The 25,719-nt window shown below is 48.5% G+C and carries 23 protein-coding genes and 10 tRNA genes; 12 read left to right on the top strand and 21 right to left on the bottom strand.

Annotated elements, in window-relative coordinates; translation table 11 throughout:
- Positions 1-129 precede the first annotated feature (129 nt).
- The 4 genes from BZG80_RS05255 to BZG80_RS05240 form a co-directional block, all read right to left on the bottom strand.
- Positions 130-813: a YoaK family protein gene (locus BZG80_RS05255; protein ID WP_077646627.1), complete on the bottom strand. Its 684-nt coding sequence runs from the start codon at positions 811-813 to the stop codon at positions 130-132.
- Positions 814-827: 14 nt separating this feature from the next.
- Complete coding sequence (locus BZG80_RS05250; RefSeq protein ID WP_077678890.1) at positions 828-1,592, bottom strand: glucosaminidase domain-containing protein; 765 nt, start codon at positions 1,590-1,592, stop codon at positions 828-830.
- Positions 1,593-1,693: 101 nt separating this feature from the next.
- A complete protein-coding gene (locus BZG80_RS05245; protein ID WP_077678889.1) occupies positions 1,694-2,980 on the bottom strand; it encodes an ATP-binding protein in 1,287 nt (428 codons plus the stop codon).
- Between the two features lie 33 nt (positions 2,981-3,013).
- On the bottom strand, positions 3,014-3,721 hold the full coding sequence (locus BZG80_RS05240) for a response regulator (RefSeq protein WP_077678888.1): 708 nt from the start codon (positions 3,719-3,721) through the stop codon (positions 3,014-3,016).
- Positions 3,722-3,970: 249 nt separating this feature from the next.
- On the opposite strand from BZG80_RS05240, the gene BZG80_RS05235 reads away from it, so the two are divergent.
- Positions 3,971-4,558, top strand: a complete 588-nt coding sequence (locus BZG80_RS05235; protein WP_077678887.1) for an outer membrane beta-barrel protein — start codon at positions 3,971-3,973, stop codon at positions 4,556-4,558.
- 129 nt (positions 4,559-4,687) lie between these two features.
- Here BZG80_RS05235 and BZG80_RS05230 read toward each other — a convergent pair whose 3' ends face one another.
- The 3 genes from BZG80_RS05230 to BZG80_RS05220 all read right to left on the bottom strand — a co-directional run bounded on the left by BZG80_RS05230 (position 4,688) and on the right by BZG80_RS05220 (position 6,729).
- A complete protein-coding gene (locus BZG80_RS05230) occupies positions 4,688-5,560 on the bottom strand; it encodes a sterol desaturase family protein (protein WP_241833859.1) in 873 nt (290 codons plus the stop codon).
- A gap of 176 nt (positions 5,561-5,736) precedes the next feature.
- Positions 5,737-6,399, bottom strand: coding sequence for an epoxyqueuosine reductase QueH (locus tag BZG80_RS05225; protein WP_021023127.1), 663 nt, complete (start codon positions 6,397-6,399; stop codon positions 5,737-5,739).
- A gap of 239 nt (positions 6,400-6,638) precedes the next feature.
- Positions 6,639-6,729, bottom strand: a tRNA-Ser gene (locus BZG80_RS05220).
- A 183-nt stretch (positions 6,730-6,912) separates the two neighbouring features.
- Here BZG80_RS05220 and BZG80_RS05215 point away from each other — a divergent pair.
- Positions 6,913-7,272: a HopJ type III effector protein gene (locus BZG80_RS05215; RefSeq protein ID WP_021023128.1), complete on the top strand. Its 360-nt coding sequence runs from the start codon at positions 6,913-6,915 to the stop codon at positions 7,270-7,272.
- A 67-nt stretch (positions 7,273-7,339) separates the two neighbouring features.
- Here BZG80_RS05215 and BZG80_RS05210 read toward each other — a convergent pair whose 3' ends face one another.
- Complete coding sequence (locus BZG80_RS05210) at positions 7,340-8,317, bottom strand: arginine deiminase-related protein (protein ID WP_077461233.1); 978 nt, start codon at positions 8,315-8,317, stop codon at positions 7,340-7,342.
- A 257-nt stretch (positions 8,318-8,574) separates the two neighbouring features.
- Between BZG80_RS05210 and BZG80_RS05205 the strand changes: the two genes are divergently transcribed.
- Positions 8,575-9,546, top strand: coding sequence for a sensor domain-containing diguanylate cyclase (locus BZG80_RS05205; protein WP_077461232.1), 972 nt, complete (start codon positions 8,575-8,577; stop codon positions 9,544-9,546).
- A 36-nt stretch (positions 9,547-9,582) separates the two neighbouring features.
- On the opposite strand, the gene BZG80_RS05200 is transcribed toward BZG80_RS05205, so the two are convergent.
- The 7 genes from BZG80_RS05200 to BZG80_RS05170 form a co-directional block, all read right to left on the bottom strand.
- Positions 9,583-9,658: transfer RNA gene (locus tag BZG80_RS05200), tRNA-Gly, on the bottom strand.
- Positions 9,659-9,791: 133 nt separating this feature from the next.
- A tRNA-Met gene (locus BZG80_RS05195) sits at positions 9,792-9,868 on the bottom strand.
- A 36-nt stretch (positions 9,869-9,904) separates the two neighbouring features.
- A tRNA-Gly gene (locus BZG80_RS05190) sits at positions 9,905-9,980 on the bottom strand.
- A gap of 37 nt (positions 9,981-10,017) precedes the next feature.
- Positions 10,018-10,094: transfer RNA gene (locus tag BZG80_RS05185), tRNA-Met, on the bottom strand.
- Positions 10,095-10,123: 29 nt separating this feature from the next.
- Positions 10,124-10,197 (bottom strand) — tRNA-Cys (locus BZG80_RS05180).
- Positions 10,198-10,468: 271 nt separating this feature from the next.
- On the bottom strand, positions 10,469-11,038 hold the full coding sequence (locus BZG80_RS05175) for an alpha-ketoglutarate-dependent dioxygenase AlkB family protein (RefSeq protein ID WP_051109683.1): 570 nt from the start codon (positions 11,036-11,038) through the stop codon (positions 10,469-10,471).
- 116 nt (positions 11,039-11,154) lie between these two features.
- On the bottom strand, positions 11,155-11,763 hold the full coding sequence (locus BZG80_RS05170; protein WP_021023132.1) for a 2OG-Fe(II) oxygenase: 609 nt from the start codon (positions 11,761-11,763) through the stop codon (positions 11,155-11,157).
- A 295-nt stretch (positions 11,764-12,058) separates the two neighbouring features.
- Here BZG80_RS05170 and BZG80_RS05165 point away from each other — a divergent pair, with 295 nt between their 5' ends.
- The 6 genes from BZG80_RS05165 (at position 12,059) to BZG80_RS05140 (ending at position 19,687) form a co-directional block, all read left to right on the top strand.
- On the top strand, positions 12,059-13,102 hold the full coding sequence (locus BZG80_RS05165; RefSeq protein ID WP_077660238.1) for an ABC transporter substrate-binding protein: 1,044 nt from the start codon (positions 12,059-12,061) through the stop codon (positions 13,100-13,102).
- Between the two features lie 76 nt (positions 13,103-13,178).
- The gene (gene ltaE, locus BZG80_RS05160; RefSeq protein ID WP_077678886.1) at positions 13,179-14,189 is read left to right on the top strand and encodes a low-specificity L-threonine aldolase; all 1,011 of its coding nucleotides are present in this window, start codon (positions 13,179-13,181) and stop codon (positions 14,187-14,189) included.
- A gap of 205 nt (positions 14,190-14,394) precedes the next feature.
- Positions 14,395-16,770: a Lon protease family protein gene (locus tag BZG80_RS05155; RefSeq protein ID WP_077669567.1), complete on the top strand. Its 2,376-nt coding sequence runs from the start codon at positions 14,395-14,397 to the stop codon at positions 16,768-16,770.
- Between the two features lie 175 nt (positions 16,771-16,945).
- Complete coding sequence (locus BZG80_RS05150; RefSeq protein ID WP_021023136.1) at positions 16,946-17,173, top strand: FeoA family protein; 228 nt, start codon at positions 16,946-16,948, stop codon at positions 17,171-17,173.
- Positions 17,173-19,515 carry a ferrous iron transport protein B gene (gene feoB / locus BZG80_RS05145; RefSeq protein WP_077678885.1) on the top strand — a complete coding sequence of 781 codons (2,343 nt, stop codon included), beginning with the start codon at positions 17,173-17,175 and terminating at the stop codon, positions 19,513-19,515. The genes BZG80_RS05150 and feoB overlap by 1 nt, the downstream gene beginning before the upstream one ends.
- Entirely contained in the window at positions 19,466-19,687 is a 222-nt protein-coding gene (locus BZG80_RS05140) for a FeoC-like transcriptional regulator (protein WP_158011528.1), read from the top strand. The genes feoB and BZG80_RS05140 overlap by 50 nt, the downstream gene beginning before the upstream one ends.
- Before the next feature lie 49 nt (positions 19,688-19,736).
- On the opposite strand, the gene BZG80_RS05135 is transcribed toward BZG80_RS05140, so the two are convergent.
- The 5 genes from BZG80_RS05135 to BZG80_RS05115 all read right to left on the bottom strand — a co-directional run bounded on the left by BZG80_RS05135 (position 19,737) and on the right by BZG80_RS05115 (position 20,934).
- Positions 19,737-19,823 (bottom strand) — tRNA-Leu (locus BZG80_RS05135).
- Between the two features lie 40 nt (positions 19,824-19,863).
- Positions 19,864-19,939 (bottom strand) — tRNA-Gly (locus BZG80_RS05130).
- 2 nt (positions 19,940-19,941) lie between these two features.
- Positions 19,942-20,018 (bottom strand) — tRNA-Met (locus BZG80_RS05125).
- Positions 20,019-20,044: 26 nt separating this feature from the next.
- Positions 20,045-20,118: transfer RNA gene (locus BZG80_RS05120), tRNA-Cys, on the bottom strand.
- Between the two features lie 228 nt (positions 20,119-20,346).
- Complete coding sequence (locus BZG80_RS05115; RefSeq protein WP_077461225.1) at positions 20,347-20,934, bottom strand: TfoX/Sxy family DNA transformation protein; 588 nt, start codon at positions 20,932-20,934, stop codon at positions 20,347-20,349.
- Positions 20,935-21,222: 288 nt separating this feature from the next.
- On the opposite strand from BZG80_RS05115, the gene BZG80_RS05110 reads away from it, so the two are divergent.
- The 3 genes from BZG80_RS05110 to BZG80_RS05100 all read left to right on the top strand — a co-directional run bounded on the left by BZG80_RS05110 (position 21,223) and on the right by BZG80_RS05100 (position 23,964).
- Positions 21,223-21,828 (top strand): LON peptidase substrate-binding domain-containing protein, encoded by a 606-nt coding sequence (locus tag BZG80_RS05110; protein WP_077678883.1) that lies wholly within the window; start codon positions 21,223-21,225, stop codon positions 21,826-21,828.
- Positions 21,829-21,953: 125 nt separating this feature from the next.
- On the top strand, positions 21,954-22,877 hold the full coding sequence (locus BZG80_RS05105) for an HDOD domain-containing protein (protein WP_077461223.1): 924 nt from the start codon (positions 21,954-21,956) through the stop codon (positions 22,875-22,877).
- A 181-nt stretch (positions 22,878-23,058) separates the two neighbouring features.
- Positions 23,059-23,964, top strand: coding sequence for a lysine exporter LysO family protein (locus BZG80_RS05100; protein ID WP_021023143.1), 906 nt, complete (start codon positions 23,059-23,061; stop codon positions 23,962-23,964).
- A 72-nt stretch (positions 23,965-24,036) separates the two neighbouring features.
- Here BZG80_RS05100 and ptsG read toward each other — a convergent pair whose 3' ends face one another.
- Entirely contained in the window at positions 24,037-25,467 is a 1,431-nt protein-coding gene (ptsG, locus tag BZG80_RS05095) for a PTS glucose transporter subunit IIBC (RefSeq protein ID WP_077461222.1), read from the bottom strand.
- Positions 25,468-25,719: the final 252 nt, after the last annotated feature.

Below are 25,719 nucleotides of genomic sequence, written 5' to 3'. Positions count from 1 at the left end.
CCAGGCCACGTTTATCCGCCACTTGAGGAAAACACCTAGGGATAGCATGGTCGTGAAAAAGAAGACAAAGAAGACAGAGAAGACAAAGGCGCCATGTTCGAAAACGCGCATTGTTAATACATTGTGTATTTATTGGCTATTGTTGCCCGACCTCAAACGTTGTCGAGTCATGGTGGCGCGATAACACAGTGCCACCACGAAGCATAATCCCGCCGGAAACAACAAGGCCGTAAAGTGGAAATGCGCAAATAACGCCGCCCCTACCACGCCGCCAACAATAAACCCCGACGCAATCAGTAAAAACAGCATCAGTTTACGCTTATCAACGCGGTTACCGCGCAGCTTGCCGCCCAACATTAAGCCTAAATCGGTGACAATACCGGTTAAATGGGTTGAGCGTACAATCGCACCACTATAGGTGGTCGCCATCGCATTTTGCAGGCCACAAGCCGCCGATGCCGCCAGTTGACCAATGGCAAGGCCGCGCGACAAAAAATAAAACGCCACCACAATTAACCCGGCTTCAACAAAGAGTGCCGAGTCATAATGGCGGCCCAGCTTTAGCGTGCTGCCATGCAATAAGCAGCCGGACACCGCAGCACCAAGGAAAAAGGCCAACAATAAGCCACCCAGCTGAACAACGTGCATCCACTGGCCCGCAAACAGCCCCGAGCCAAATTGCGTCGCAGTGCCTGATACGTGTGAGACGGCTTGGTGTTCAAAGCCCAACAAGCCGATCGCATTGATGGTGCCGGCGATCAGTGCCAACACGAACGCCCCGGATTCAACCCACCGAGGCAAACGGGTAATCATTGGCTTTCCTTGCGTTAGTTAGTCGATGACGATGCTGGCGGGTCGAGCCTATCAAGTTGGTTATGACGGATCATCGCTTGCAACTCTTCCACATAGGCCTGCCCACGCTCAGAGTAGCGCCCTAACCCATTGGCGAGCACCGCGCCTGAAAGCGTTTTGTTTTGCTCTCGCAGACGGGCGCGGATCTCGCGTAGTCCTTGATATGCGGCATGGGTATTAAGGTTGTTGATATAGCTTTCTACCGAGGCTTGTGGCCCTTCAAACGCAGCCACTTCATGGGTTTTGCCTTCCGTTCGCTGCTTAGGCACCAGACCACACCCTTTGCTGAAACACCACTGCCCAAAGTAGTTATTGCCTTCACGTGCAAACCGCGAGGTGCCCCACGCACTCTCATTGGCTGCCTGCGCTAACACCAGCGACGGCGGAATGATATCCACTCGTTGGATCAGCGCCATCCAATTCGCTTCCTGGCTAACATCAAAGTCTGCTAACTCGTACTGATTCGCCAGCGCTTGGACGCGTTTTGTTTCTCGGCTACTTAACGCATTTTTACGCGCATGCCATGCCAACAATGCGGTACGATCGGCCCGTATTTGGCTATTAATCATATTGACAACGGGCGTGAAGTAATCAAAAAACGCCTGCTTGCGCTCTGCCCCCGCGGCAAAAGATTGGAAATCAGGAACAAGGGGAGCTTTGGGCTGCTGAAGCGAGATCAAAATGGTGATAGCCACAGCAACAATAGCCATGCCAATCAAGACAAAGTTACGATGTTTCATGATGCTCCTGATGTTGTCGATGTGAGCGGTATTATACGCGAAATACCCGTTGGCGACGAATACCGCCCTCTCAACGTCATACTGGCAGTGCCACATCTATGTTAACAGGGAAAAATCACCCGAAAGCACGCCCCACCTAAATCACTATGGTCAACCTCAACATGGCCGCCGTGACGAGTGACAATTTGTTTAACGATCGCAAGCCCTAAACCATAGCCGGAACGCTTTTTATCGCGGGAACGATCCGCACTGTAAAAGGCATCAAAAATAAACGGCCAGTGTGACGATTCGACCCCCTCACCATCATCGTGTACCGCGATCACCAGCTGAGTGTCCTCACAATAGACACGCACGGCTATTTGACTGGTCGCATACTTCTCCGCATTACCGATTAAGTTTGTGATCACTCGCTTGAGCAGGTGAGGGTCGGCCTTAACACTGGGCAAATCTTGTGGTGCATCCAAACTCACGGACTTAGTGCTCAGCGCTTGCCAACGCGGCCATTCATCGTGTAGCCACATCGATGTATTCAATCTCTCCGGGCTAAAAGGTGTATTGGGGTGCTCGACACGAGCCAAATAAAGAAGCTCATCAATCAACCCTACCATTTCGTCGGTATCTTCGACGATACTGACGATTTTCTGTTGCTGCTTGGGGCTCAGTTGGCTCTCACTCAACAATTCAGCTTGCCATTGGATCCTAAATAAAGGAGAGCGCAATTCGTGCGCAACCGCATTGGTTAGCGCTCGACGACTACTGACCAAACTAGCAATTCTATCGGCCATATGATTAAAGGTCGCGTTTAAACTACCCACGGTATACTGACTCTTTGTTGACGCCCGCGCTTCTAGATTTCCGTTGGCAAATTGGAGAGCCGCTTGCTCGAGTGACCGTACTCTGCGGCTGAGAAACCGCACCATGAAAAAGCTATAGAGGGCGAAACCAAAAAAGAGAAAAACAAACAGCAGATCTTCATTAAACTCAATTGCCCCGTGTAACTCAGAATCTACCGCGTTTCGTAAGCTATAGATTTGCTCCTTATCGGCGAGACGGAACCATAAGGTTTCGTTTTTATCGTCAAACACCGCGGAAGGATCGAGTTGGTGGGAAAATGCCACATTCAAATGAGACGGAATCGTGCCAAGCTTGTGTACGGATAATGAATATTCGACGTTATTGGCATAATCCTTTAGCGCGTCTAAAGCCTCTTGTGTTCCGGCCTGTGACTCAATCAACGCTACCATATCAACGACACTTTCAGCCTGTCGCTTAGCCAAGGTTACTTCATAGTTTTCCGTCAGTTCATACACGAGGTATTCGTAGGTTAATGAACTCACCATAAAAATGACGATCAGCCCAAAGAAGAACTCTAAATATATCCGACGCATTGCTCACCACTCATACAGACTTCTACTACGCACTTACCATGCATCAGGCACAAACAAGTAACCTTTTCCACGCACTGTGATAATTTTCTTGGGGTTGGAGGATGTATCACCCAGCTTTTTTCTCAAGGTCACAATTTTATTATCTATAGTTCGGTCAACACCGTCATACTCAATACCTCGTAACGCACGCGTTATCGTCTCTCGTGTGTGCACCTCGTCAGGTTGACTGGCCAGGTGCCAAAGCAATGCAAATTCACTGTCTGTTAATGCGATAGGCTCATCATTTAATGAACAGTAGCGTCTTGCCTCATTGAGCGCCAACACACCATAATTAAGAACACTGGGTTTGGATACGAGCACTGCAACGTCGTCTCTAAGCTGGCGTAGTTGCACTCTTACCCGAGCCATCAGCACCCGAGGCTTAATCGGTTTACTGATAAAATCGTCCGCGCCCACCTCTAGGGCTGCCACATGGTCAAAATCATCATCACTCGCGGTTAGCATCACAATTCTTCCTCTAAACCCATCACGGATTTGTCGGCAAATTGTCAGTCCATCGTCACCGGGTAGCATTAGATCGAGTAGAACCAGGTCAGGTTGTGCGGACAAAATGTATTCATCCGCTCCTGTCCCTTCAGCAAGTGCCGTGACGCGATAATCTTGTGAATCAAAATACTCTGTCAGCATTTCTCGCATTTTGGGATCATCTTCGACAACCACTAAGTGCAGTTTCTCTTCCATTAATCTTGACCTAGAAAAATAAACAAACCAAAAGCCTTGGTATCAATCATTAAAAATTCAGTGATTCTGCAGGCGTAGCTATCACGACAGTCATACGACAAACCATGACACTCTGCAGATACATTACCGCGCTCGTCAGCCGTAAAGTACCACTCAAACGTTCCCCCTTTAAGCGAACGTTCTCAAAAGCAATGACTATAAGTCATACGTTCTTAAAAAACACCTACGACGAATAATAGGTTATTTACAATGAAAAAATTAGCACCTTTCGCTTTACTGATTCTCGCGCCAGCGGCTTATGCCTCTTCTTATATGGGGATGGAATTTGGGGCTGGTAGCGCTGATGTGAGTGGCTTAGATAGCAGCGAGTTCAAAAGTGATCTCGAGGACCGAGGAACCGTCAAGCTGTATGGCGGTAAGTATATCACTGACTCAGTACGCACCTACGGCTACTGGCAGTCGGGCGCGTCGAGTAAATCGACCGTGAAAGCAGCAGATGAAGAGCTGTCGTTGGAAAATACTGATTATCAGTTCGGTATGGGCGTTGACTATATCCACGAGTTCACTGACAATTTGTACGGTATTGCTGGTGGTACGCTAGGCTACCAACGCAGCAAGCTAGAAATTAAGTACAAAGATTCTCAGGGGACTGACAACTACAACCTCAGAGACTCTGGCCTAGCGAGCGACATCAATCTCGGACTTGGATATCGTTTTGACTCCGGTATAGCTTTGGAAGGCGGCCATAAATACGGCTTAACGAAGCAAAAGTATGCGGAAGATATCTCCTTCAAGAACCCAAGTGTGTTTTATCTCGACGTTAACTATAAATTCTAACAAACGATCATAGGCGATAGTTGGCTAAACTTACCCGGACAGACCGTTTAAGGTAAGACAAAGACACTATCTCGACCTCTTATCCAAATAGGCATCCACTCAGTGGGTGCCTATTCTTCTTTCAGACGTTTAGTGCGTTGTTTTTCGCCCCCGCACTCTCACCTGTTCTGGCGGTGCAAACAAGCACTGCCATCGTTGCCGCAGGGTCAGATCTGGCTGCGTGGCATCGCGCCACATTTGTTGCCATTCTGAAAAGGTCACCACCAGAGGATTGAAACTGTTCACTGGCTTGGGGATTCCATAGCGCACCGGTTCAGATTCCGGCTCGAAGGTGCCAAATAATTTGTCCCAAATGATCAAAATGCCCGCGTAGTTTTTGTCGATGTACTGAGGATTTACGCCATGATGAACGCGATGATGAGACGGGGTATTAAAAATCCATTCCACAGGCCCCAGTGTCTTTATCCATTGAGTATGGACAAAAAACTGTAACCCTAAATTCAGTAGTACAACAAACACCACCCATTGTGGCGGAAATCCGATCACCACCAGCGGCAGCCAAAACAGCCACATCCCTGCTAGCGGGTACATTAAGCTTTGGCGAAACGCCGTGCTAAAGTTCATCCGCTCTGAGCTATGGTGCACCACGTGCGCCGCCCACATCCAGCGCACACGATGGCTAGCACGGTGAAACCAGTAATAACAAAAATCCTGCGCGACCATCAGTAATAAAAACAGACTTACCGACATTTCAATATCGAACAGCCGCCAGCCAAACCACCATAAATAGACCTTAGCAATCAGTAACCCGGTCAGTAAATCTGCAGCTTGATGCAACCCCGCCAAGGTAAAATTGCAAAGCACTTCCGGCACGTAATAACGGGCGTTGTCGCCCAATTTCCCGCGGCGCAGCGCCACCCAGTACTCTCCCAACATGCATAAGAAAAACACGGGAGCCAGCACAAGCAGTAGCCATTCGGGATGAGCAATCAGTTCGGTCACGGGGCCTTTATCGCACGGTACAATTTATTAACATATTAGGGGGTTCTGCCCTACCTGTAAGGAAAAACATCACCAAGCTGTTAATTTGCGCACACATTGCAATGCGGTGGGCATTCTCAGTGAGTGGAGAAAAAAGCGCCGAAACGGCGCCCTTCGCTGGTGTCAGCGGTTTAGTTTTAATCGTCGCCGTAGTATTGCACGCCGAGCTTAATTCGCTCGCGTCCTTGCGCTAGGCGGTGTTTATTCGTATCCCGCAGCGAATAAATACACCCGCAGTATTCCTGCTGGTAAAAACGCTCGCGCTTGCTGATTTCTATCATTCGCTGACTACCGCCTTGCTTGCGCCAGTTGTAATCCCAGTAGCTTACATCTGGATATGGGGCGGCTGCGCGATGGCCACAATCATTAATTTGCTGCATGTTCTTCCAGCGCGAGATACCCAGTGAACTACTGATAAACCGGAAACCATGTTCGGCGGCATATAACGCTGTACGCTCGAACCGCATATCAAAGCACATGGTACATCGGATGCCGCGCTCGGGTTCAAACTCCATCCCCTTTGCTCTGGCGTACCAGTTATCGGTGTCGTAATCCATATCGATAAACGGCACGTCATGATCTTCTGCAAAGCGAATATTCTCCTGCTTGCGAATTTCGTATTCTTTAACAGGATGTATGTTGGGATTATAAAAAAAGATACTGTAGCGGATCCCGCTTGCTTGTATAGCTTCCATCACCTCTCCCGAACAAGGGGCACAACAAGAGTGAAGGAGTAACTGGTCGTTGTCGCGATCAAAGTCAGGCGGCAAAGGCAACGGCGTACGTGTAAATTCAGGCATGGCAATTCCGTGTTCACAATGCAAAAAATAAAACACCAATATTCATATATTTGCGTATGTAACGGATTCTAGCACGCCATCGCCCAAATTTGCAGACGTTGTGATTTTCGAGCGGTGTTTTGCGCTTATTTATGATGAACTTTACATCACTTACTCGGGCGGGTGTGAACAGACTTCGGAAAGAGAGGGTTAAAATAGATACAAAAAAGCCGCTGATTTTTCAGCGGCTTTTTTAGATTTGGCGGAGGGACAGGGATTTGAACCCTGGAAGGGCTATTAACCCTTGCCGGTTTTCAAGACCGGTGCTTTCAACCGCTCAGCCATCCCTCCGAACAGTTTTGTATACTAATGATGCCCTAGTGCAATGTAAAGTACTGCAACACTATTTTTTGTTTAAGTGATGGATATTCATCCATTACTGACATGACGCGRCTTCACATTCGGTGAACAAGTTGGTACAACGTGCATATACTCTCCATTGAGAGCTCGCATGTTACTAACTCAGGAACCGACATGACCTTAGACAGCTTTCTCGCCAAAGTCACACAAACACCCGATATGGTAATGTTTGATGAGACGATGGCGGTGATAGATGCACATTACGACTACGCGCCCACGCGATTTACTAACGGTAATCTCGCCAATAAAGCTGGACAAAATACAGGCTCTTGCAAAGTGCTCGCGTTTTGCCGGCTGCATGAGTTAACAGAAGCGCAAACGCTCGCGTGTTTCGGAGGGTACTACCGCGAGGACGTGTTGAGCCATCCCTCTGGGACTGATCATAAAAATATTCGTAATTTTATGGTAACCGGATGGAAAGGTGTGTCGTTTGACAAAATGCCCTTAAAAGCAAAAACGCGAACGCATTCTTAAATGACGTCTGATCAAAAACGGCGACCCGCGGTCGCCGTTTGCCTATGACGCCATACTTGATCGAACGCTAGCTAGTATGCTGACGCGGCAGAAATATCTCCCCCATCATACAACGTACGCTACCGCCGCCAATTGTCTCTATTGTTGTGACATCGATAGGAACCAGTTTCCCAAACTGGCGTAATGTACGCTTTTGCGCTTCTGTAAAAGCACTGTAAGCAGACAACGACATCACAATCACCGATTCGCCATGTCGATTTCGCAATTGCAAGATATTGCCACAAAGCTGATTCATTTGTGATTCACTGATCGAAACGAGCGTTTTGTCTTCGCTCAGTGTATTGCAGACCAAATCCCGCTGCCCGGCCTCTATTACCTCATCACAAACCACGGCAAACGCTTCGCCCACAGCCATCATCACATTAGTATGATAAACCGGATTGCCATCGCTCATCTCGGTGTTGAAGCTCACGACTTGTCGCATGCCCACCTTTGCTGCCCATTCGGTCAATAAAATACTGTCACAACGGTGTGAAAGTGCCGCATAAACACGCTGGTTAAGGTGATCGATAACCATTGCGCCTGTGCTTTCGAGAAACGCCTCTTCTTTATCATGACATTTGACCTTATGCACATGATTAACGTCATAGCCGGCACGATCCAATGCTGCCATTAAACGCTCTGGCTTTACCTCCAACTGACGGTTTGGGCATGCCATAGGGTAAAGATAAAGCTCACCACTGGGCAAGGTGCTAAACCAGTTATTCGGGAAGACGGCATCCGGTGTCGCCGGATCCGAGTCAGGGTATTCCATCACCACTACATCAATACCATGGCGACGCAAAATCATCACCATGTTATTAAACTCTGCCATGGCGCGCGTTTTTACTTCCTCGTCGGGCAATGAGGGAGCGTGTTGAAAACCATTGTCCTCACTGGTTTGTGCATTAAACTTAAAATGAAGCGGGGGCACCATCAACACGGCCGACGCTGCGTGGGGATGGGATAGCGGATATTGGGTATCGTAGCTCGCTAAAAACGCCATAAGCAAACCTTCTAAAACAACATGACTTAAAGAGTATAGATGGGCTATGGGGTACGCGATCAGTTTTAAACGCGCAACAGCCTCACCCAGTGGAATGAATAACCGCAGGAAAATATCATTGAAACAAGTTTTTTACAAATAGGGTTTTTACACCCCGGTTTATACAAATCATTTTTTTACAAATCCAGGTGAATCCGCACATTGCAGGGCGGAAGTTTAGTTAACTACACTATTAAAATAAACAGGGAGAACAAAGCATGAAACCAGCGCAGCCAACTCGCCACGAAGATAAGCGTCTTCACGCCTTATATGATCTAGGGATATTAGATACGGGCCGTGAAGATCGATTTGAGCGAATTGTGCGTGTCGCTGCCTACGTATCTGATTGCCCGGTGGTTGCGATTAGCCTGGTTGATGAAGATCGCCAATGGTTTAAAGCCAAACGTGGGTTAGCCGTTAATCAGACTGGGCGCAGTGAGTCCATTTGTGGGCATGCTATTCATCAACTCGAACCATTTATCATTGAGGACACGCTTAATGATCGTCGATTTGATGATAACCCATTGGTAACCGGCCCTCCTAACATCCGTTTTTATGCTGGATTCCCTTTTAGTCTTGATAGCGAGCACTTGCTTGGTACCCTCTGTGTCATCGACCACAAGCCTCGTCAGCTCACTGACGCCTGTGAGCGCGCGCTGTCAGATCTCGCGCGAATCGTGGAACATGAGCTGGTCATGACTCAACAAAATGTGATCGACCCTTTGACAAGCGTATTTAATCGCCGTGGCTTTTACCGAGAAGTAACCAGCTATTTGACCGATGAGATGGTGATCGAAGATCAACATACTTTGCTGCACTTTGACGTCCGTCAGCTACAAGGCATAAATCGGCACTATGGCAAGCATGCGGGTGATGGCGTCCTGAGAGCATTTGCCGCCTGTTTAAGGGATGTCTTTGATGATACAGGCTGGATAGGACGTTTAGAAGGCTGTGAATTCGCCGTATTATTGATTCAACAAGACGTTGACGCCGTCGAAGCCCAATTAGATCGATTTTACCTAAGGCTCTGCCGGCGTTTATCGTCAGAACGTTATCCGTTTGTCTATTCGGTCGGCCTCGCCCACTTCACCCAGATCGATGAAACAGTGACATTAGAAACCATGTTATTAGACGCAACGAACGACACTCGGACATACCCTGTGCCTTCGGAAACACGTGATATTGGATAACGCTAACAAAATAGATGAGAAAAACGATGAGGAGATTGGAGCGACATACGAGGTTCGAACTCGTGACCTCGACCTTGGCAAGGTCGCGCTCTACCAGCTGAGCTAATGTCGCTTATTCAATCAAGCGCCTAAAAGCGCTTAGAAAATTGGTTGCGGGAGGCTGATTTAACGCGCCGTGCAACGGCACCGACCGGAGGTCGTATTGACTTTAACCAACTGTTAAATGCTTTTCGTCAACCTAAAATTGGTTGCGGGAGGCGGATTCGAACCACCGACCTTCGGGTTATGAGCCCGACGAGCTACCAGACTGCTCCATCCCGCGTCCGTAACATCAATCATGCTTGATGTGGGCAAAACTTGGAGCGACATACGAGGTTCGAACTCGTGACCTCGACCTTGGCAAGGTCGCGCTCTACCAGCTGAGCTAATGTCGCCTATGCAATTAAGCGTTGCATCACGCTTTGTAAAAATTGGTTGCGGGAGSYGGATTYGAACCAMCGACCTTCGGGTTATGAGCCCGACGAGCTACCAAACTGCTCCATCCCGCGTCCGATTTTACTGTGCACCTAGAGGAACTTGGAGGCGCGTCCCGGAGTCGAACCGAGGTACACGGATTTGCAATCCGCTGCATAGCCACTCTGCCAACGCGCCTTTGTTTTGTTTCCGTCTCTGCGGTACGGGGAGGCATTCTACGGATAAACGTGATCGAGTCAACACTTATTATTTAATAAAAGTTTCAGATGGCTGTTTTACAAACAAAAGCGTCAAACTTCGACCAATCCGCTGTTATTTTCAGCATTTATTACTGCCATTCCCTATTCGTTGCTAAAAATCTCACGCGTCTTTCCTAAAAATTTCACGCGATCGCATGGACGAGGCGTAATTCGATAGTGACTTGTTCACCTCAATGCATCAGCTTGCTTTACTTAGCCTCTTCACTGTTTAACCAACGAAACGTCAGGTTGATTCGCTCACCCAGCGGCTTTTGCGTTTTGGGCACACTATGTTGCCAGTGGGTTTGCGTCTCGCCTGCCATCACTAACAGTGAGCCATGATCGAGTAAAAACTCACGCTTTAGCTGTCGCTTGGGGTGACGGAATAAAAACCGACGACTCGCGCCCAGACTCACCGAGGCAATGGTCGGCTGCCTCCCCAATTCCAATTCATCGTCTCTATGCCAGCCCATGTAATCGCTACCATCTCGATAGAGATTGAGCAAGACGGTATTGAAACGGGCGTGGGTGGCGGCTTCAACACGCGCTTTCAAATCCAGTAACTCTGGTGTCCAAGGGCGGGGAGATAATGTGAGTCCACTGTAGGTATAAGCATGATCACCATACCAAGCTAATAAGCGCGGCTGCATCACGGTCCGCCCAAACATCGAAATAGGAAGTTGCTGCCAAGCCGCTTGTTCGCGAAGCGATGTAAAAAACGCGTCCGCTTGATTGCTCGCTAGCCAGTTTGGGGACCAATAGACGTCAGCTTGGGGCATAGCCACACCTTGCTGCGGATCAAACGTCGTGTCGGTAAAAAAACATTGTTGCTGTGGGGGGCGTGCCATACACAATTGTCACCTCGGTTCTCATATGGCATTCAGTATGGCTGTGGTTAACGAATTGGATCAACACGTCGGCCACTCATGCCATTTAACCGATACCAACCCGCAATACTAAACCGTTGCCTTTTGGCCGGGAGCACTTCATGGGGAAACGCTTCGGATAAAAAAGTGACCAGCCGTCCCGCTTTGGGCCACAGCGTTTGGCGATGCGACCCATCAGGGTTGTAAATCACGATTTCACCACCGTCTTGCTCAGACCAATCGTGGTTTAGATAGAGTACCGTCGTGACTTTACGATTTGATCGTCCCTCAAACGCATCATAATGTTTGGCATAAAAATCACCGGGATTGTACTTAGCAAAATGCGCCTCGTACTCAAACAACCCCAAGAATAAATGCCGATTGAAGGCGTACTGCAAATTCGCCATTTTATCCAAAAGCGTATCGATAGCGGGCGCCGTATCACGTTCTAACCAATAGATTTTGTCGCGACGAATTTGGGTATTGGTATGCTGTTTACGCTCTCGGCCGATTGCCGCTTGATTCCACTGAGCGGGTAAGCATGCCTGCAAATCGCTAACCGCTTGCGCCGATAAAAAATCGTCACAAACACTAAGGCCATGAGTCGCAATATCATCGATGATGGTCAGTTCGTTCAAATACTTATCTCCGCCGCCAATTAGAACGGTTACCTTACTGCCTTTTGACTGGGGGGCAACCTATTTTCTTTATCGTGACGATAAGGACTATTTATCGAACCGTCTGTGTCATCACCCATATCACTCACCTTGTATTCGGCGCGAGTTTAGGGGGCGAGCACGGCATTATGCTACTGTTTAGCGGAACCTTTAAAAAGGCCGAGATTGATCAAGAAAAGGCTTTTATACAGAGTCTGGGTGCAATATTATGCGCTCGACGTGTACTCGGCCAGTTAGCCATTGAAGGACCATGATAATGAAGAAAATCACTCACGGAATCACCGCAACAGCACTTGCACTCACGACGGTATTCGCAAGCGGCGTCCATGCTGAAGATAAGGTGCTTAATCTTTATAATTGGGCAGAGTATATGCCCATGGATGTCATTGAAGCGTTTGAAGAAAAATACCAGGTTGATGTGAACTACTCGACATTCGAGAGTAACGAATCCATGTATGCCAAGCTTAAGCTGCTAAACAGTGAAGGCTATGATCTGGCGTTTGCCTCAACCTATTTTATTGAGCGCATGATCAACGAGGATATGCTCGCTAAAATTGATAAAAGCCAGATTGGTCATTTTGACCAGTTACGCCCAGGCTTGCTCGGCCAATCATTTGATCCAAAGAATGACTACTCGCTTCCTTATGTTTTTGGTGTCACGGGTATTAGCTACCACAGCGATTACATCGACGGTAGCAAAGTGACAAAATGGGCAGATTTATGGCGCGACGATTTTCGTGGCCAAGTCATGCTGCTGAATGATGTGCGTGACGTGTTTGGGATGGCGTTAAAAGCCCAGGGCCATAGCATTAACAGCACCGATGAAGCGGAAATTAAGCAAGCCTATCAGTCCCTGCGCGATCTGCGTGATAACGTGGTGGTTTATAACTCCGATGCGCCACACGTCCCGTTTATTACAGGCGAAGTCAATATTGGTCAGCAATGGAATGGCAATGCCCATATGGCTCAACAAGAGATCGATGGGATTGAGTTTGTCTATCCACAAGAGGGCGCGATATTATGGATGGATAATTTTATTATCCCGAAAAACGCTGAGCACAAAACCTTGGCGCACCAGTTTATCGACTTTATGTATCAGCCTGAAAACCAAGCAAAATTAGTCGAAGAGTTTGGCTACCCCGCCCCCAACACTGGCGCCGCGGAGTATTTAGATGCCGATCTACGAGAAAACAAAACGATTTTCCCGTCTGATGAAGCCGTCAATAACGGTGAATTTACTGATGATGTTGGTGAAGCGGTGAAGATCTACCAAAAATACTGGCAAATGCTGAAAAGCTAAACAGCGACGCTTTTCGAGCTTACGCTAACCGTAGCCCTCGCTGATAGAGGGCCTTTGATGATAAGGATGTTGCCTGATGATTGATTTTCGTTCTGACACAGTGACTCAGCCTGACGAGGCGATGCGAACGGCGATGGCGAATGCCCCCGTCGGCGACGACGTGTATCGCGATGATCCTAGCGTCAATACACTAGAAGAGTGGGCCGCTTCACGCCATGGCTTTGACGCTGCCCTCTTTACTGCCTCAGGAACCCAAGCCAACCTACTGGCCTTAATGGCCCATTGTGAGCGTGGTGATGAATATTTATGTGGTCAACAGGCCCATAATTATAAGTATGAAGCCGGAGGCGCCGCCGTATTAGGCTCGATTCAGCCCCAACCGATAGACAATGCCCCAGACGGCAGCCTTCCCTTTGATAAGCTCGCGGCTGCAATCAAGCCAAACGATTTCCATTTTGCGCGAACGAAACTCTTAAGCTTAGAAAATACCATCGGCGGTAAAGTTTTACCTTTATCCTACCTGGCCGAGGCGCGCATTTTTTGTGATCACCACAAGCTGCAATTACACCTCGATGGCGCGCGCGTTTACAATGCGGCAGTCGCGTTAGGCGTCGATATCACCGCCATCAGTTGTCACTTTGATTCAATGACCATTTGTTTATCCAAAGGACTTGGCGCCCCCGTTGGCTCTCTTCTTCTTGGTTCTCAAGCCTTTATCAATAAAGCAAGGCGTATACGGAAAATGCTTGGTGGGGGGATGCGCCAAGCGGGGATCTTAGCGGTTGCCGGTCAGAAAGCACTCAATGAAAATGTTGACCGCCTGGCTCAAGATCATGCCAATGCGCAGTACTTAGCGAGTGAATTGCATCAACTTGAAGGCTTTTCAACTGACGCTTATCAGGTCCAAACCAATATCGTCTATGTCGATATCGCCGATACGATCGAGCGTACACGGCTTCAAATGCGGCTGATTGAGAAGGATATTCGCGTCACATTCAGTGGTCATCCCGCTCGTTTGGTGACCCATAAAGACATCAGCCGTGAGGATATCAATACCCTTATTCGTGCGATAGCCGACTCTCTTTAGCCGCTATCATCGAAGCGCTGACCTTCTTCCTTCGCGATAAAATCGATAAAAAGCGGGCGCATTAGCCCGTTTTTTGTTTATAAAATAACCAGCCAATGTAAAACTGTGACCCTATCATCGCTTTCTCCACCAAAGTCACTAAAACAATCACTTACAGTCGCTACACTAAAATCAGTAATGATTAAACGCCAATACGGGGACAGCCATGGCTCTCACTCAGCTCACCAGCGATCGCTTGTATCGTGAATCTAGCTTGAAACACAGCGACATTACGTCAACCAAGCATCTTGCGCCACTTGACGAAATTGTCGGTCAAGATCGTGCTCGCCACGCCGTTGAATTCGCGATGTCAATTAAAGAGAAAGGTTACAACATTTACGCCATCGGTCAGAACGGACTCGGTAAACGCACCATGATGATGCGCTACCTTAACCAGCACTGGCAGACTGATTCACCCGTTTATGATTGGTGCTATGTTGCGAATTTCCAAGAAGCACGTTCACCACAAGTCCTAAAACTCCCCGCGGGAAAAGGTAGTGAATTAAAAAAGCATATTGAACAGCTCATGGGTAAGCTCGCCAATGCCCTGCCAATGGCGTTTGATAATGAAATGTACTACCAACGTGCGGAAACATTAAAAAATCAACTCACTGAGCGGCAACAAACGATTCTGCAAGGCTTAAGTGAAACCGCAGAGAAAAACAGTGTTAGTCTTTCTATCACGCCACAAGGGGATTATCAGTTCGTTGCCCTTAACGGTGAGGAGCCACATACTGAAGACACCTTTGATGCTTTATCACAAGATGAACAGATGGCCTTCGGTAAAGTGATTGATAAGCTTGAGACTGAATTACGCGGCGTTGTTCGCCAATTGGGTGAATGGGAGTCAGAATACGCAGACAAACAAAAAGCGCTTGATGAAGACATTGGCCAAGAAGTGATTGCCACCCATATCGCGCCACTGAAAAAGACGTTCGCAGAGCTGCCCGAGATCATCACTTTTCTCGAGGCAATGCAGGCCGACATGCTGGAACACCTTGATATTTTTTTAGAAGACAGCGAAGAGCAAGCGGCACTCGCCTACGCGGCGTTAGATAAAAAGCTCCCTCGCCGTTATCAAGTCAATGTATTAGTTAGCCAACACGACGCGCAAGCCCCCATCGTGGTCGAAGACAGCCCCAGCTATCACAATTTATTTGGCTATGTTGAAAACGCCACCTTTAAAGGCACGGTCTTCACTGACTTTTCTCTCATTCGCGCCGGCAGTTTCCATCGCGCCAATGGCGGTGTGTTGATGATGGATGCCATCAAAGTGCTCGAAAAACCTTACGTATGGGAAGGCATTAAACGTGCCTTGAGCAGTCGTCAGCTCAGCGTCAGTGCGCTAGAGCGAGAGGTAACCCTCAGCGGAACCGTGTCACTCGATCCAGCCCCCATTCCACTTGATCTCAAAATTGTTTTATTTGGCGATTATCAAACGTATCAGCTTTTACAACGCTACGATGCAGAATTCAGTGAGCTGTTCCGAGTCACAGCAGATTTTGAAGATGACATGCCGCGAACAGAGAGTACTGAGCACCAATACGCCAAATTTATTTCCAGCATTATCCATGATGGCAACCTGTTACACTGTAGCCGCAGTGCTATCGCTCGTATTATCGAGCACAGTGCACGACAAGCGGAGGATCAAAACCGTTTGTCGCTTCATTCAGCTGACATCGCTAACTTATTGCGCGAGTCCAATTACTGGGCCACGCAAGCAAAAGCGAATACCGTTGGCGCGCTGCATGTTGAAAAAGCCCTTGCCAGTCGAAACATGCGGGTAAGCCGCTTACGAGACAGCATGATGCAGAATGTAGAAAACGGGGTAACGTTGATCAACACCCAGGGAACGGCTCTCGGACAGATTAACGGCCTGTCAGTGCTCAGCACCTCTGACTACAGCTTTGGTTTACCTAATCGTATTACCGCGACCACCGCGTTTGGCGAAGGTGAAGTACTCGATATAGAGCGTAGTGTAAAACTAGGCGGGCGTATTCACTCAAAAGGGGTAATGATTTTATCCGCGTATCTTGCCACGCTTTTGGGTAAAACCGATAAGATCCCGCTTAAAACGCATCTGACCTTTGAACAATCGTATGGCGGCGTCGACGGTGATAGCGCCTCCATGGCGGAATTTTGTGCGATTTTCTCGGCAATGACTGAGGTGCCACTGCGCCAAGATATCGCCATCACAGGATCCATGAACCAATTTGGCGAAGCACAACCGATTGGCGGTGTGAATGAAAAAATCGAAGGCTTCTTTGACGTCTGCACACTCAAAGGGCCAAACCACCAACAAGGGGTAATTATTCCTGCCACCAATATTCAGAATCTGATGTTGCGCAAAGATGTGGTGCTGGCAGTTGAAAAAGGCGAATTTCATATTTATGCCGTTTCGCACGTCAGTGAAGCACTCTCACTTTTATCAGGAGAGAAAGCGGGATTCGGTCCCGAGGGTAAAGCCCCCAACGGACTATTGACCATCGCGATGGATAAACTGAACAATCAACGCGATGCACATCGTACTTCCGCAAGTTAAAGATAGCGGCCAACACTGGCCGCTTTTTTCTTCTTAACTCACATCAGGATCGTCACTTCTCATTGTGGCAGCAATCACGTTATTGACTTTCACCATAGCTTGATCCGACGCAAAAAAAATGGCGACCTTTGCGCGTAATATGCAATGAAAACCATTCTTATTTGGATCTCGCATTATGAAACTGTCAACGCTTGGTCGCGGTCAGTCCGCGCGTATTACCAGTGTCCATCATGTGCCCGCTGTTATCCGTCACCGCCTTGCTGTTATGGGATTAATCCCGGGCACCGCGGTGGAGCTGGTTCGGCGAGCACCGCTTGGAGACCCATTACAAATCCGGCTCGATAACGAACAACTCGTCGTTCGTCGTGACGTTGCCAAATTGATTGATGTGGAGACACTGTAATGGAAAAAAAACGCATTCTTCTTGCCGGTAACCCAAACTGCGGCAAAACCACATTATTTAATGCGTTAACCGGCTCTCGCCAAAAAGTCGGTAACTGGGCTGGCGTCACGGTTGATAAGAAAGTCGGCCAGCTCACGTTCAATCAAACAGCGAACAACAATACAGAGTGTGAAATTACCGATTTACCCGGTCTATACGCGCTAAATGCAGGCTTTGATGCCAGCCTAGACGAACAAATCGCGACGTATTCAATTGATAGCCGCGACTGTGATGCGATCATTAATGTGCTAGACGCCAATAGTCTTGAAAGAGGGCTGTACCTTACCTTGCAATTACGCGAGCGCGGCGTCCCGATGATAGTGCTGATCAATAAGATGGATCGGTTAGATCGCAACGGACAACAGCTCGATATCGGGAAGCTACAAGAATGGCTTGGTTGTCCCGTGCTTACCGTTACCGCATGCCAAGCCGACAGTGTGGCGACTTTCTGCCATCAGCTCGCCCATATGATGATGGAACTTCCGCATTGCGACGCCATGCAGTTAAACTATGGTGAGCATATCGAGGCATGGATCCAATCTCATCTTGGCGCCCCGTTTGCAGGCTCGGCAGCGGCACAAGTGAATCAACGCGCCCATTTGCTTGAGTGCCTAGAGCGAGATCGTTTGCCCGATGGCAATGATACGTCCCTACAAGCGTTATTTTCCCAGGCTTGCCAATCGCTGGCCGGACAAGATACCGACATTCTTATCGCCGATACACGCTACAGCTATATTCGCGATCTGGTACATGACACACGACGCGAGCACCGCCATTTAAGCCGCAATAAAACCGAAAAACTCGACAAGGTGATCCTCAATCCTTTTTTATCGCTGCCTATTTTGCTTGCCGTACTCTATGCCATGTTCGTATTTGCCATCAATATTGGCGGCGCCTTTATCGACTTTTTTGATATCGCCACTGGCGCTGTTTTAGTGGATGGCACCCATCAACTATTAGATGGCATATTGCCCGAAGCGATAGTGACACTCGTTGCAGATGGTGTGGGTGGTGGTATTCAAACCGTGGCGACCTTTATCCCGGTGATTGCTGGGCTGTATCTTTTTCTCACCGTTCTAGAAAGCACCGGTTACATGGCGCGCGCCGCCTTTTTGCTCGATGGTTTGATGCAAAAAATTGGCTTACCGGGTAAAGCATTTGTCCCCCTGATCCTCGGCTTTGGCTGTACAGTGCCTGCCGTCATGGCAACGCGCACTCTTGAGCAAATTCATGAGCGCAAAACCGCCGCAGCAATGGCCACCTTTATGTCCTGTGGTGCACGGCTCCCCGTTTACGCCTTGTTTGCCGCAGCGTTCTTCCCGCAAAACGGACAAAACCTAGTATTTGCGCTCTACTTACTTGGGATTGCAGCGGCCGTGCTCACTGGTTTGATTTTGCGCCACACCCTTTATCCAGGCCAGAGTGAAAGTCTGTTAATGACACTACCGGACTACGAGCTCCCCCGTATGCGCCACGTGTTGAGTCATACCTGGCAAAAGCTGCGCCGTTTCGTATTGGGGGCAGGTAAAACCATCGTCATTGTGGTAACCCTCTTAACTTTCTTTAACTCTCTCGGTACCGATGGCAGCTTTGGCCATGAAGATAGCAAGACATCCGTGTTATCGAAAGCGGCTCAAGTCGTCACCCCTGCTCTCTCACCCATTGGTATCGAAGAAGATAATTGGCCAGCCACTGTCGGCTTAGTGACCGGACTATTCGCCAAAGAAGCAGTGGTTGGTACCTTAAATAACCTCTATGCCCCAACCAATGCAGAACAAGACGAAGGCTCGATCAGTGATGCGCTTGTTGACGCCGTTCAAAGCATTCCCGAAAACTTATTTGGCATTGATTACAGCGATCCATTCGCGATGAGCGTGGGAGAGATAGAAAACACCGAAGCCGCTGCGCAAGAGCAAGCAGTGAGTATGGCAACGTTTGACAATTTACACCGCCAATTCACGACGACGGCCAGTGTTATGGCTTATCTGATAGTGATCCTACTGTATACGCCCTGTGTTGCCGCGATAGGAGCCTATACCCGTGAGTTTGGCCGTCGATTTGCGCTATTTATCGCGGGATGGTCAATGCTCTTAGCTGTCAGTGGTGCCACCCTGTGCTTTCAAGTCAGTCAAATCGGCGTGGCGACCACTCAGGCGACAGTTTATATTGTCAGCCTTTCTGCCCTACTGATTACCGTGATCGGCGTAATGCGTTATGTTGGTCGCCATCCTCATTGGTTTAAGGAGACCTATTATGATCCTGCAAAAGCTCAAAGCCAGTGTCACTCAGGCGGGTGTCATTAGTCGAGAAGCGCTTGCAAAAGAGTATGGCCTCAGTCCCGACGGTGTTGAGGCCATGATGGAGACTTGGATCAGGCGGGGCACGATCATCCGCCAATGTACTTGTCACAATCAGCAAGAGGTTCAATACCGTTTAGCGCATCATAACGAAATACAATGCTTGAGTATGGTATAGCGAGACATACAAAAACGGCGACCATTAAGGTCGCCGTTTTACTTTGTAATGGTGCCCCGGGCCGGACTTGAACCGGCACAACGCGAACGTCGAGGGATTTTAAATCCCTTGTGTCTACCAATTCCACCACCAGGGCACGCAATTTTTTTCAGCCGCTTACGCCACTGTTTCTAATTTGGAGCGACATACGAGGTTCGAACTCGTGACCTCGACCTTGGCAAGGTCGCGCTCTACCAGCTGAGCTAATGTCGCCTTGGTTGCGGGAGGCGGATTTGAACCACCGACCTTCGGGTTATGAGCCCGACGAGCTACCAAACTGCTCCATCCCGCGTCCGTATTGTACTAGCCAGAGTTCTATGGAGGCGCGTCCCGGAGTCGAACCGAGGTCCACGGATTTGCAATCCGCTGCATAGCCACTCTGCCAACGCGCCTTCGCGCTTCACCTCTCGGCTAAGTGGTTTGAATTCTACATAAGTTTTTCTGGCTGTCACGTACAAATTGTCGTTTTTAGGTTTAACCGTCGATTATTTATCCAAACATCACATTAACACCCTTTTATTGATCACAATTCGTCCGAAACATGAAGATAAACACGATGAAAATACCGCAATAAAAAAGTCGTCGATCCGCAGATCGGCACGCGCGCCTTAAAAAGGAGATCAAACAGCAGATAACAGGCGCTCACGTTCATCTTCTTCAATCAGTTTCCAATGCCGGCCTTGTTGCGCCCCTGCCAATTTCCAAAGCAAACATAAATCAAGATCGTTACCATGCGTCACTTGCAAACGACGAAAAATCTCTTCCGGCGCCATGCTGTAAAATGTGGAAATATCTTCTACCCCCGACTTTTTCAACATCCGCTCTATCGTCAAACGCAGGTTAGGGAGATCGCGCAAACGACGGTGATGTCCCCCAGCTTTATATGCTCTATCATTCAGCGCATGATCGCGCGACGCCTTAACCAACACCGCCAGTTCAACATCGTCCTCAATAAAGAGTGCGGTCACATCATAATAATTCACAACCGCAGACGAGCTTTTCTTCACGTGAACAAACTTTTTGCACCCTTTATCAACCAACGCATCAGTTACTATGCCGCCACCACGCAGATAAAATCGCTTATCGGTGAGTAGCGCAAACATCGCATCCTGATGGAAAAACCCAGTACCACCAAACATTGAGCGCTGCTCCATCTCGCCGAAAGTGTTTAAAAAACATGTCACTTGGGTTTTTAATTGCTTTTTCATCAAGGGCTCCTCCTATTAGCAAGTGATTAATAATGGCAATAGCATTTTTGACTGATAAATTAATTATTTTGCATGTTTATTTGCGCAAAGAAGAGTGCATCAAATTGATATGAAATACTATGCATTTGATCACTCATCCCCATAAAGACCACTTTAATATTGTGGAATATGTCGCATTTATGACAGGTATTTTCATCAGCTTAAAAAAGTCTTCAATTAAGAAAGCTTTATCCATTGCACTACAGTGCGCTAAATTAGGAGTAAGCCAGTCATGAGTAGGGAGCCGGTATGTCGATACACCCTTTGCTGATTGAAACCAATCATTTATTACCAGGTGGCGTAAACACGTATATTGTGTCTGAGGCTTTCTACTTAGACGCACTCCCACAAGCAGGCGAGCCACCGCGATTACTTGTGGCCATGATAGATATGGACGAAATCAGCCCTCAGATTCCGTCGACTCCGCGTCCTTCCACGATTTCCCCGATTGTGACACTTTGCCAAGTGGCTGATTTTAATCGCCATGATCCCCAGCAGATCGCACTGACATTACAGGGCATTGAAAGTGTCAAGGTGGAGGCTATCGAACGAGGAGAAAGGGATATTGACTTGGCACGGCATACTCCGTTGCCGATATGGCGACGTCAAACCGTTCCTGAGCCCTATCACTATCTGAGTGACAAGCTAAAACAATACTACCGTTCCAATCCTGGGTTGCATGACCATTTTCAGCTGACCCAATATGACGACATAGGTTGGGTCTGTTTACGCTGGTTAGAGCTGCTTCCCATTGAAGTTAAGCAAAAACAATTGTTACTTTCACAGCCTAACGCCTTATTCGTTGCCGAATTTATTGATAAACTATTGCGTTATCCGCTTACCGACCCTGAATAGGCGCGAGTTTGCTGTTTAAACCATCACCAAAGACGCCATCAGGCGCACTGATTCGATCAAAGGCGGTTCTATTTTGCTTTTGGCCGCATTACCATGCCGTCTGGTGACAAACACTATCGGGACTTATGGATCATCTGTCATTTTTCTGGGTCTCACCGGATCGCGATAAATATTTGCGCTCCCTCGAGACCGAATTTTATAAACGCGCTGTCGAAACCGTTCGCGTTAACCGCCTCTCTCTTCCCCCTTTACCGGACGCCATTCTGTCCATACAGCACGCCAGCAAGCAGCCTGAAACCACGATGCGAGATATTGCTAACTTGTTGATGGAAGATCCTAGCTTGTGCGGCGCGGTACTCAAAGCGGCAAATTCCGCCCTTTTTGCGCCGAGGGCAACTGGACAATGCAAAGATGTTCAAACCGCCGTTTCACGTCTAGGGGTCGACCGTGTTTTAGGTATTATTACCGCAGCGGCCATTCACCAATTGAAAAGCGATGCGACGTTTTCTCGCGACTGCAACGCGCTTTTGAAGCAAAGTGCACAGAAGTCGCGTGAATTTGCCGCGGCAATGGCGTTAGTGACCCAAACTATCAGACATTATTGTGATGAGCCGCTATCGGTCGAACCAGAAAAAGCACTGATTGTCGGTTTACTGGCCGACATCGGTTTATACAGTGTGATTGGTGAATTCCAGCGCTTTATTCATGAAGGTCACTACCTTCAATTTGATATTGCCGAGCAAGTCTTTTTTGCGCTCGCCGGCGATTGTAGCCGGTTAGTCCTGAAGCAATGGGCATTCGATCGCGATTTTATTGAAGTGGCTATCAATAACAAGCTTTACACCAAACCGCGTCCTGATATCACCTATCTTGATGTGGCAAGAATGGCGAACCACTTATTGATGTTTCGCAACCACGATGACGCGATTGAAGAGCATGAAGTAGAAATGACTGCGCCAGGCGCCGAGGCGTTATACGAACTCTCCAATCTGGATGATCGCGAGTTTTCACGTCAACTCAACCGTGTTATCGACGCCACGAGCATCTAGTAGGATGCAAACGTTTGATGCAAACGTCTCATACTAAACCCGCTGCATACTCCCTCCGCTAGCAAGTAACTAGAGTGGCTCTGATGTTGAAGGCGCAAGTCACTCTGGTCTGATTTTATTGACCTGCCTATTAACTGATTGATAACCTCGAAGTCCCTTTCTTAACACCGAGCATCATCTAATGTTTTCAGGGATGTTATTTATCTTCGCGCCACTTATCGTTGGCTACTTGATCCCACTCAAGCAGCCCCGCCATGTTCATACCGTGAATACGCTGACGATGCGATTGGTCATGGTTATCCTGGTGTTAATGGGGCTTAGCCTCGCGGGCTTAGACAACCTCGGCCAACATATCTCCACCATTTTGCATTTTGCCGCCACTTTCTTCATTTGTATTGGCGCCGCTAACCTTTTAGCGCTGCCGATTCTCGATAAATGGATGCCGACACAAACGCAAGGCCACCAATATAAGCTGACGTTACGTGGCATGATGTCTGAATCTGGAAAACTGATCGGCGCGGTCGCCACAGGTTTAATCGTTGGTCTACTGTGGCAACAAGATCTCTCTTGGGTCGACGCCGCCAGTGAAGGTATTTTGTTATTGTTGCTATTACTGATTGGCATCCAGCTACGCAATAGCGGCATGACGCTAAAACAAATCATCCTCAATAAGCGTGGTTTGATGATTGCCGCACTGGTGGTGGCAACGTCTTTACCTGGGGGGTTACTGGCAGCTTGGTGGTTGGGTATTCCTTATCACCATGGTTTAGCGATGGCCTCTGGGTTTGGCTGGTATTCTTTAGCCGGCATTTTAATGGGCGATGGCTTAGGCCCTGTCTATGGTGGCGCCTCGTTTATTCTCGAGTTGGGACGCGAGCTTGTAGCGATTATGATGATTCCAATATTGATTCGTCGCTATCCACTTACCGCCATTGGCTACGGCGGCGCAACCGCGATGGACTTTACTCTGCCAATCATTCAAAGCACCGGGGGTATCCGCTGTGTGCCGATTGCCATTGTCAGCGGGTTTATTCTCAGCCTCCTGGTTCCCGTCCTTATGCTCTTTTTTCTTTCTTTAGGCGGTTAATCACCCAGCCAGTTGGATCAAAAAAGGGGTAGCACCCGGCTACCCCTTTTGCAAAATGGATAATGGTAGCGCTTATTGCGCGCGCATCCAGTTGTCCATTTCAGTTCGTAGGTTGTCTGACTTAGTACCAAAGATAGCTTGTACACCACCTGATACTTTTACAACACCCGCTGCGCCAAGCTGCTTCAACTTCGCTTCGTCAACAATGTCAGTATCCGCCACAGAGACGCGCAGACGTGTGATACATGCGTCTAAAGCAGTAATGTTGTCTTTACCACCGAAAGCTGCGACCAAGTCACCCGCTAGTTCAGAGCCTGTCGCTGTCGATACATCCGCCACGGCTTCGTCTTCACGACCTGGGGTTTTCAGGTCAAGGGCGCGAATCACCACGCGGAAGACAATGTAATACAGCACACCATAACCAAGACCAAGTAGTACCAGAGTAGTCACGTTTTCAGCACGTGGCATCTGTACGATAAAGTCAATGAAACCGTTCGAGAAGGTATGACCGTGAACCACACCCAGTGCGTTCGTCAGCACATAAGCAGCACCCGCCATGATGGCGTGAATACCGTAAAGTACCGGTGCGATGAACAGGAACGAGAACTCAATGGGTTCAGTGATACCGGTCAGGAACGACGTCAGAGCGGCCGATGCCATGATACCCATGATTTTGGCACGGTTCTCTGGCTTCGCTGAGTGAGCGATAGCAAACGCAGCGGCGGGTAGACCGAACATTTTGAACAAGTAACCACCGGCTAACTGACCAAAGCCGTTACCTGCTTCACGCGTTACGTCGTTAGCGGTCAAGAAACACGTCATGATACCGTTGACTTGCTCACCGGCGTTGTTAACACAGCTACCTGCTTCATAGAAGAAAGGCACGTTCCAGATGTGGTGCAGACCAAATGGGATCAATGCACGCTCTACCACACCGTAGATACCAAAGGCGGTAACAGGGTTTTGCTCTGCGGCCCAGTGAGAGAAGGTAGCGATCGCACCACCGATTGGCGGCCAGATCACAGACAGGATCACACCCAGAGCAATCGAAATAAAGCCGGTGATAATAGGCACAGAGCGTTTGCCGGCAAAGAAGCCGAGATAGTCTGGCAGCTGAATCGTGTAGAAGCGATTAAACGTCCACGCTGCAACACCACCCGCGAGAATACCACCAAGCACACCTGTCTTGATCGTATCTACACCCATAACGGGTGCCATCACATCTAGCGTAGCCACCATAATGCCGTAACCGACAATCGCAGATAGGCCCGATACACCGTCGTTATTGGTGAAGCCAAGTGCCACACCTACCGCGAACAGCAAGGCCATTTGACCAAACACCGAGCCACCCGCTTGTTCCATCATGTGAGAAATGATGTCTGGCATCCAGCTAAAGTTGGCCGCACCAACACCTAATAGTATACCTGCAACCGGTAGCACAGATACTGGAAGCATCAGCGCCTTACCGACTTTTTGCAGATTAGCAAAGAGGTTTTTTGACATAGTTCTTGCTCCTAACAAGGACGTTTAACAATTGTGTCTCTAAAGACAGACCTTTCGATTCCCCCCGCAAGAGGTCACACGATACAACAGGTGCCCAGAGAACAAACGATTTGTGATTATTGAACTCACCCAAACTATAAGGGGGGAATCAGTACCTTGCCTATCCGTAACGACTTTACTGATTAAAAAGTAAATATAGATCACAAACCGAACGGGTGACAAAAACAACAAAAATAAACGTAAGATAATGAT

Source organism: Salinivibrio sp. MA440 (genome assembly GCF_001996265.1).
Taxonomy (GTDB): domain Bacteria; phylum Pseudomonadota; class Gammaproteobacteria; order Enterobacterales; family Vibrionaceae; genus Salinivibrio; species Salinivibrio costicola.
Note: the sequence above shows the minus strand (reverse complement) of the source record. Positions and strands in the feature narration are given on the sequence as shown.

Excerpts from the sequence above, each read along its gene's own strand:
- BZG80_RS05255 (WP_077646627.1), bottom strand. The coding sequence starts at position 813 with ATGATTACCCGTTTGCCTCGGTGGGTTGAATCCGGGGCGTTCGTGTTG.
- BZG80_RS05250 (WP_077678890.1), bottom strand. The coding sequence starts at position 1,592 with ATGAAACATCGTAACTTTGTCTTGATTGGCATGGCTATTGTTGCTGTG.
- BZG80_RS05245 (WP_077678889.1), bottom strand. The coding sequence starts at position 2,980 with ATGCGTCGGATATATTTAGAGTTCTTCTTTGGGCTGATCGTCATTTTT.
- BZG80_RS05240 (WP_077678888.1), bottom strand. The coding sequence starts at position 3,721 with ATGGAAGAGAAACTGCACTTAGTGGTTGTCGAAGATGATCCCAAAATG.
- BZG80_RS05235 (WP_077678887.1), top strand. The coding sequence starts at position 3,971 with ATGAAAAAATTAGCACCTTTCGCTTTACTGATTCTCGCGCCAGCGGCT.
- BZG80_RS05225 (WP_021023127.1), bottom strand. The coding sequence starts at position 6,399 with ATGCCTGAATTTACACGTACGCCGTTGCCTTTGCCGCCTGACTTTGAT.
- BZG80_RS05215 (WP_021023128.1), top strand. The coding sequence starts at position 6,913 with ATGACCTTAGACAGCTTTCTCGCCAAAGTCACACAAACACCCGATATG.
- BZG80_RS05210 (WP_077461233.1), bottom strand. The coding sequence starts at position 8,317 with ATGGCGTTTTTAGCGAGCTACGATACCCAATATCCGCTATCCCATCCC.
- BZG80_RS05205 (WP_077461232.1), top strand. The coding sequence starts at position 8,575 with ATGAAACCAGCGCAGCCAACTCGCCACGAAGATAAGCGTCTTCACGCC.
- BZG80_RS05175 (WP_051109683.1), bottom strand. The coding sequence starts at position 11,038 with ATGCCCCAAGCTGACGTCTATTGGTCCCCAAACTGGCTAGCGAGCAAT.
- BZG80_RS05165 (WP_077660238.1), top strand. The coding sequence starts at position 12,059 with ATGAAGAAAATCACTCACGGAATCACCGCAACAGCACTTGCACTCACG.
- ltaE (WP_077678886.1), top strand. The coding sequence starts at position 13,179 with ATGATTGATTTTCGTTCTGACACAGTGACTCAGCCTGACGAGGCGATG.
- BZG80_RS05155 (WP_077669567.1), top strand. The coding sequence starts at position 14,395 with ATGGCTCTCACTCAGCTCACCAGCGATCGCTTGTATCGTGAATCTAGC.
- BZG80_RS05150 (WP_021023136.1), top strand. The coding sequence starts at position 16,946 with ATGAAACTGTCAACGCTTGGTCGCGGTCAGTCCGCGCGTATTACCAGT.
- feoB (WP_077678885.1), top strand. The coding sequence starts at position 17,173 with ATGGAAAAAAAACGCATTCTTCTTGCCGGTAACCCAAACTGCGGCAAA.
- BZG80_RS05140 (WP_158011528.1), top strand. The coding sequence starts at position 19,466 with ATGATCCTGCAAAAGCTCAAAGCCAGTGTCACTCAGGCGGGTGTCATT.
- BZG80_RS05115 (WP_077461225.1), bottom strand. The coding sequence starts at position 20,934 with ATGAAAAAGCAATTAAAAACCCAAGTGACATGTTTTTTAAACACTTTC.
- BZG80_RS05110 (WP_077678883.1), top strand. The coding sequence starts at position 21,223 with ATGTCGATACACCCTTTGCTGATTGAAACCAATCATTTATTACCAGGT.
- BZG80_RS05105 (WP_077461223.1), top strand. The coding sequence starts at position 21,954 with ATGGATCATCTGTCATTTTTCTGGGTCTCACCGGATCGCGATAAATAT.
- BZG80_RS05100 (WP_021023143.1), top strand. The coding sequence starts at position 23,059 with ATGTTTTCAGGGATGTTATTTATCTTCGCGCCACTTATCGTTGGCTAC.
- ptsG (WP_077461222.1), bottom strand. The coding sequence starts at position 25,467 with ATGTCAAAAAACCTCTTTGCTAATCTGCAAAAAGTCGGTAAGGCGCTG.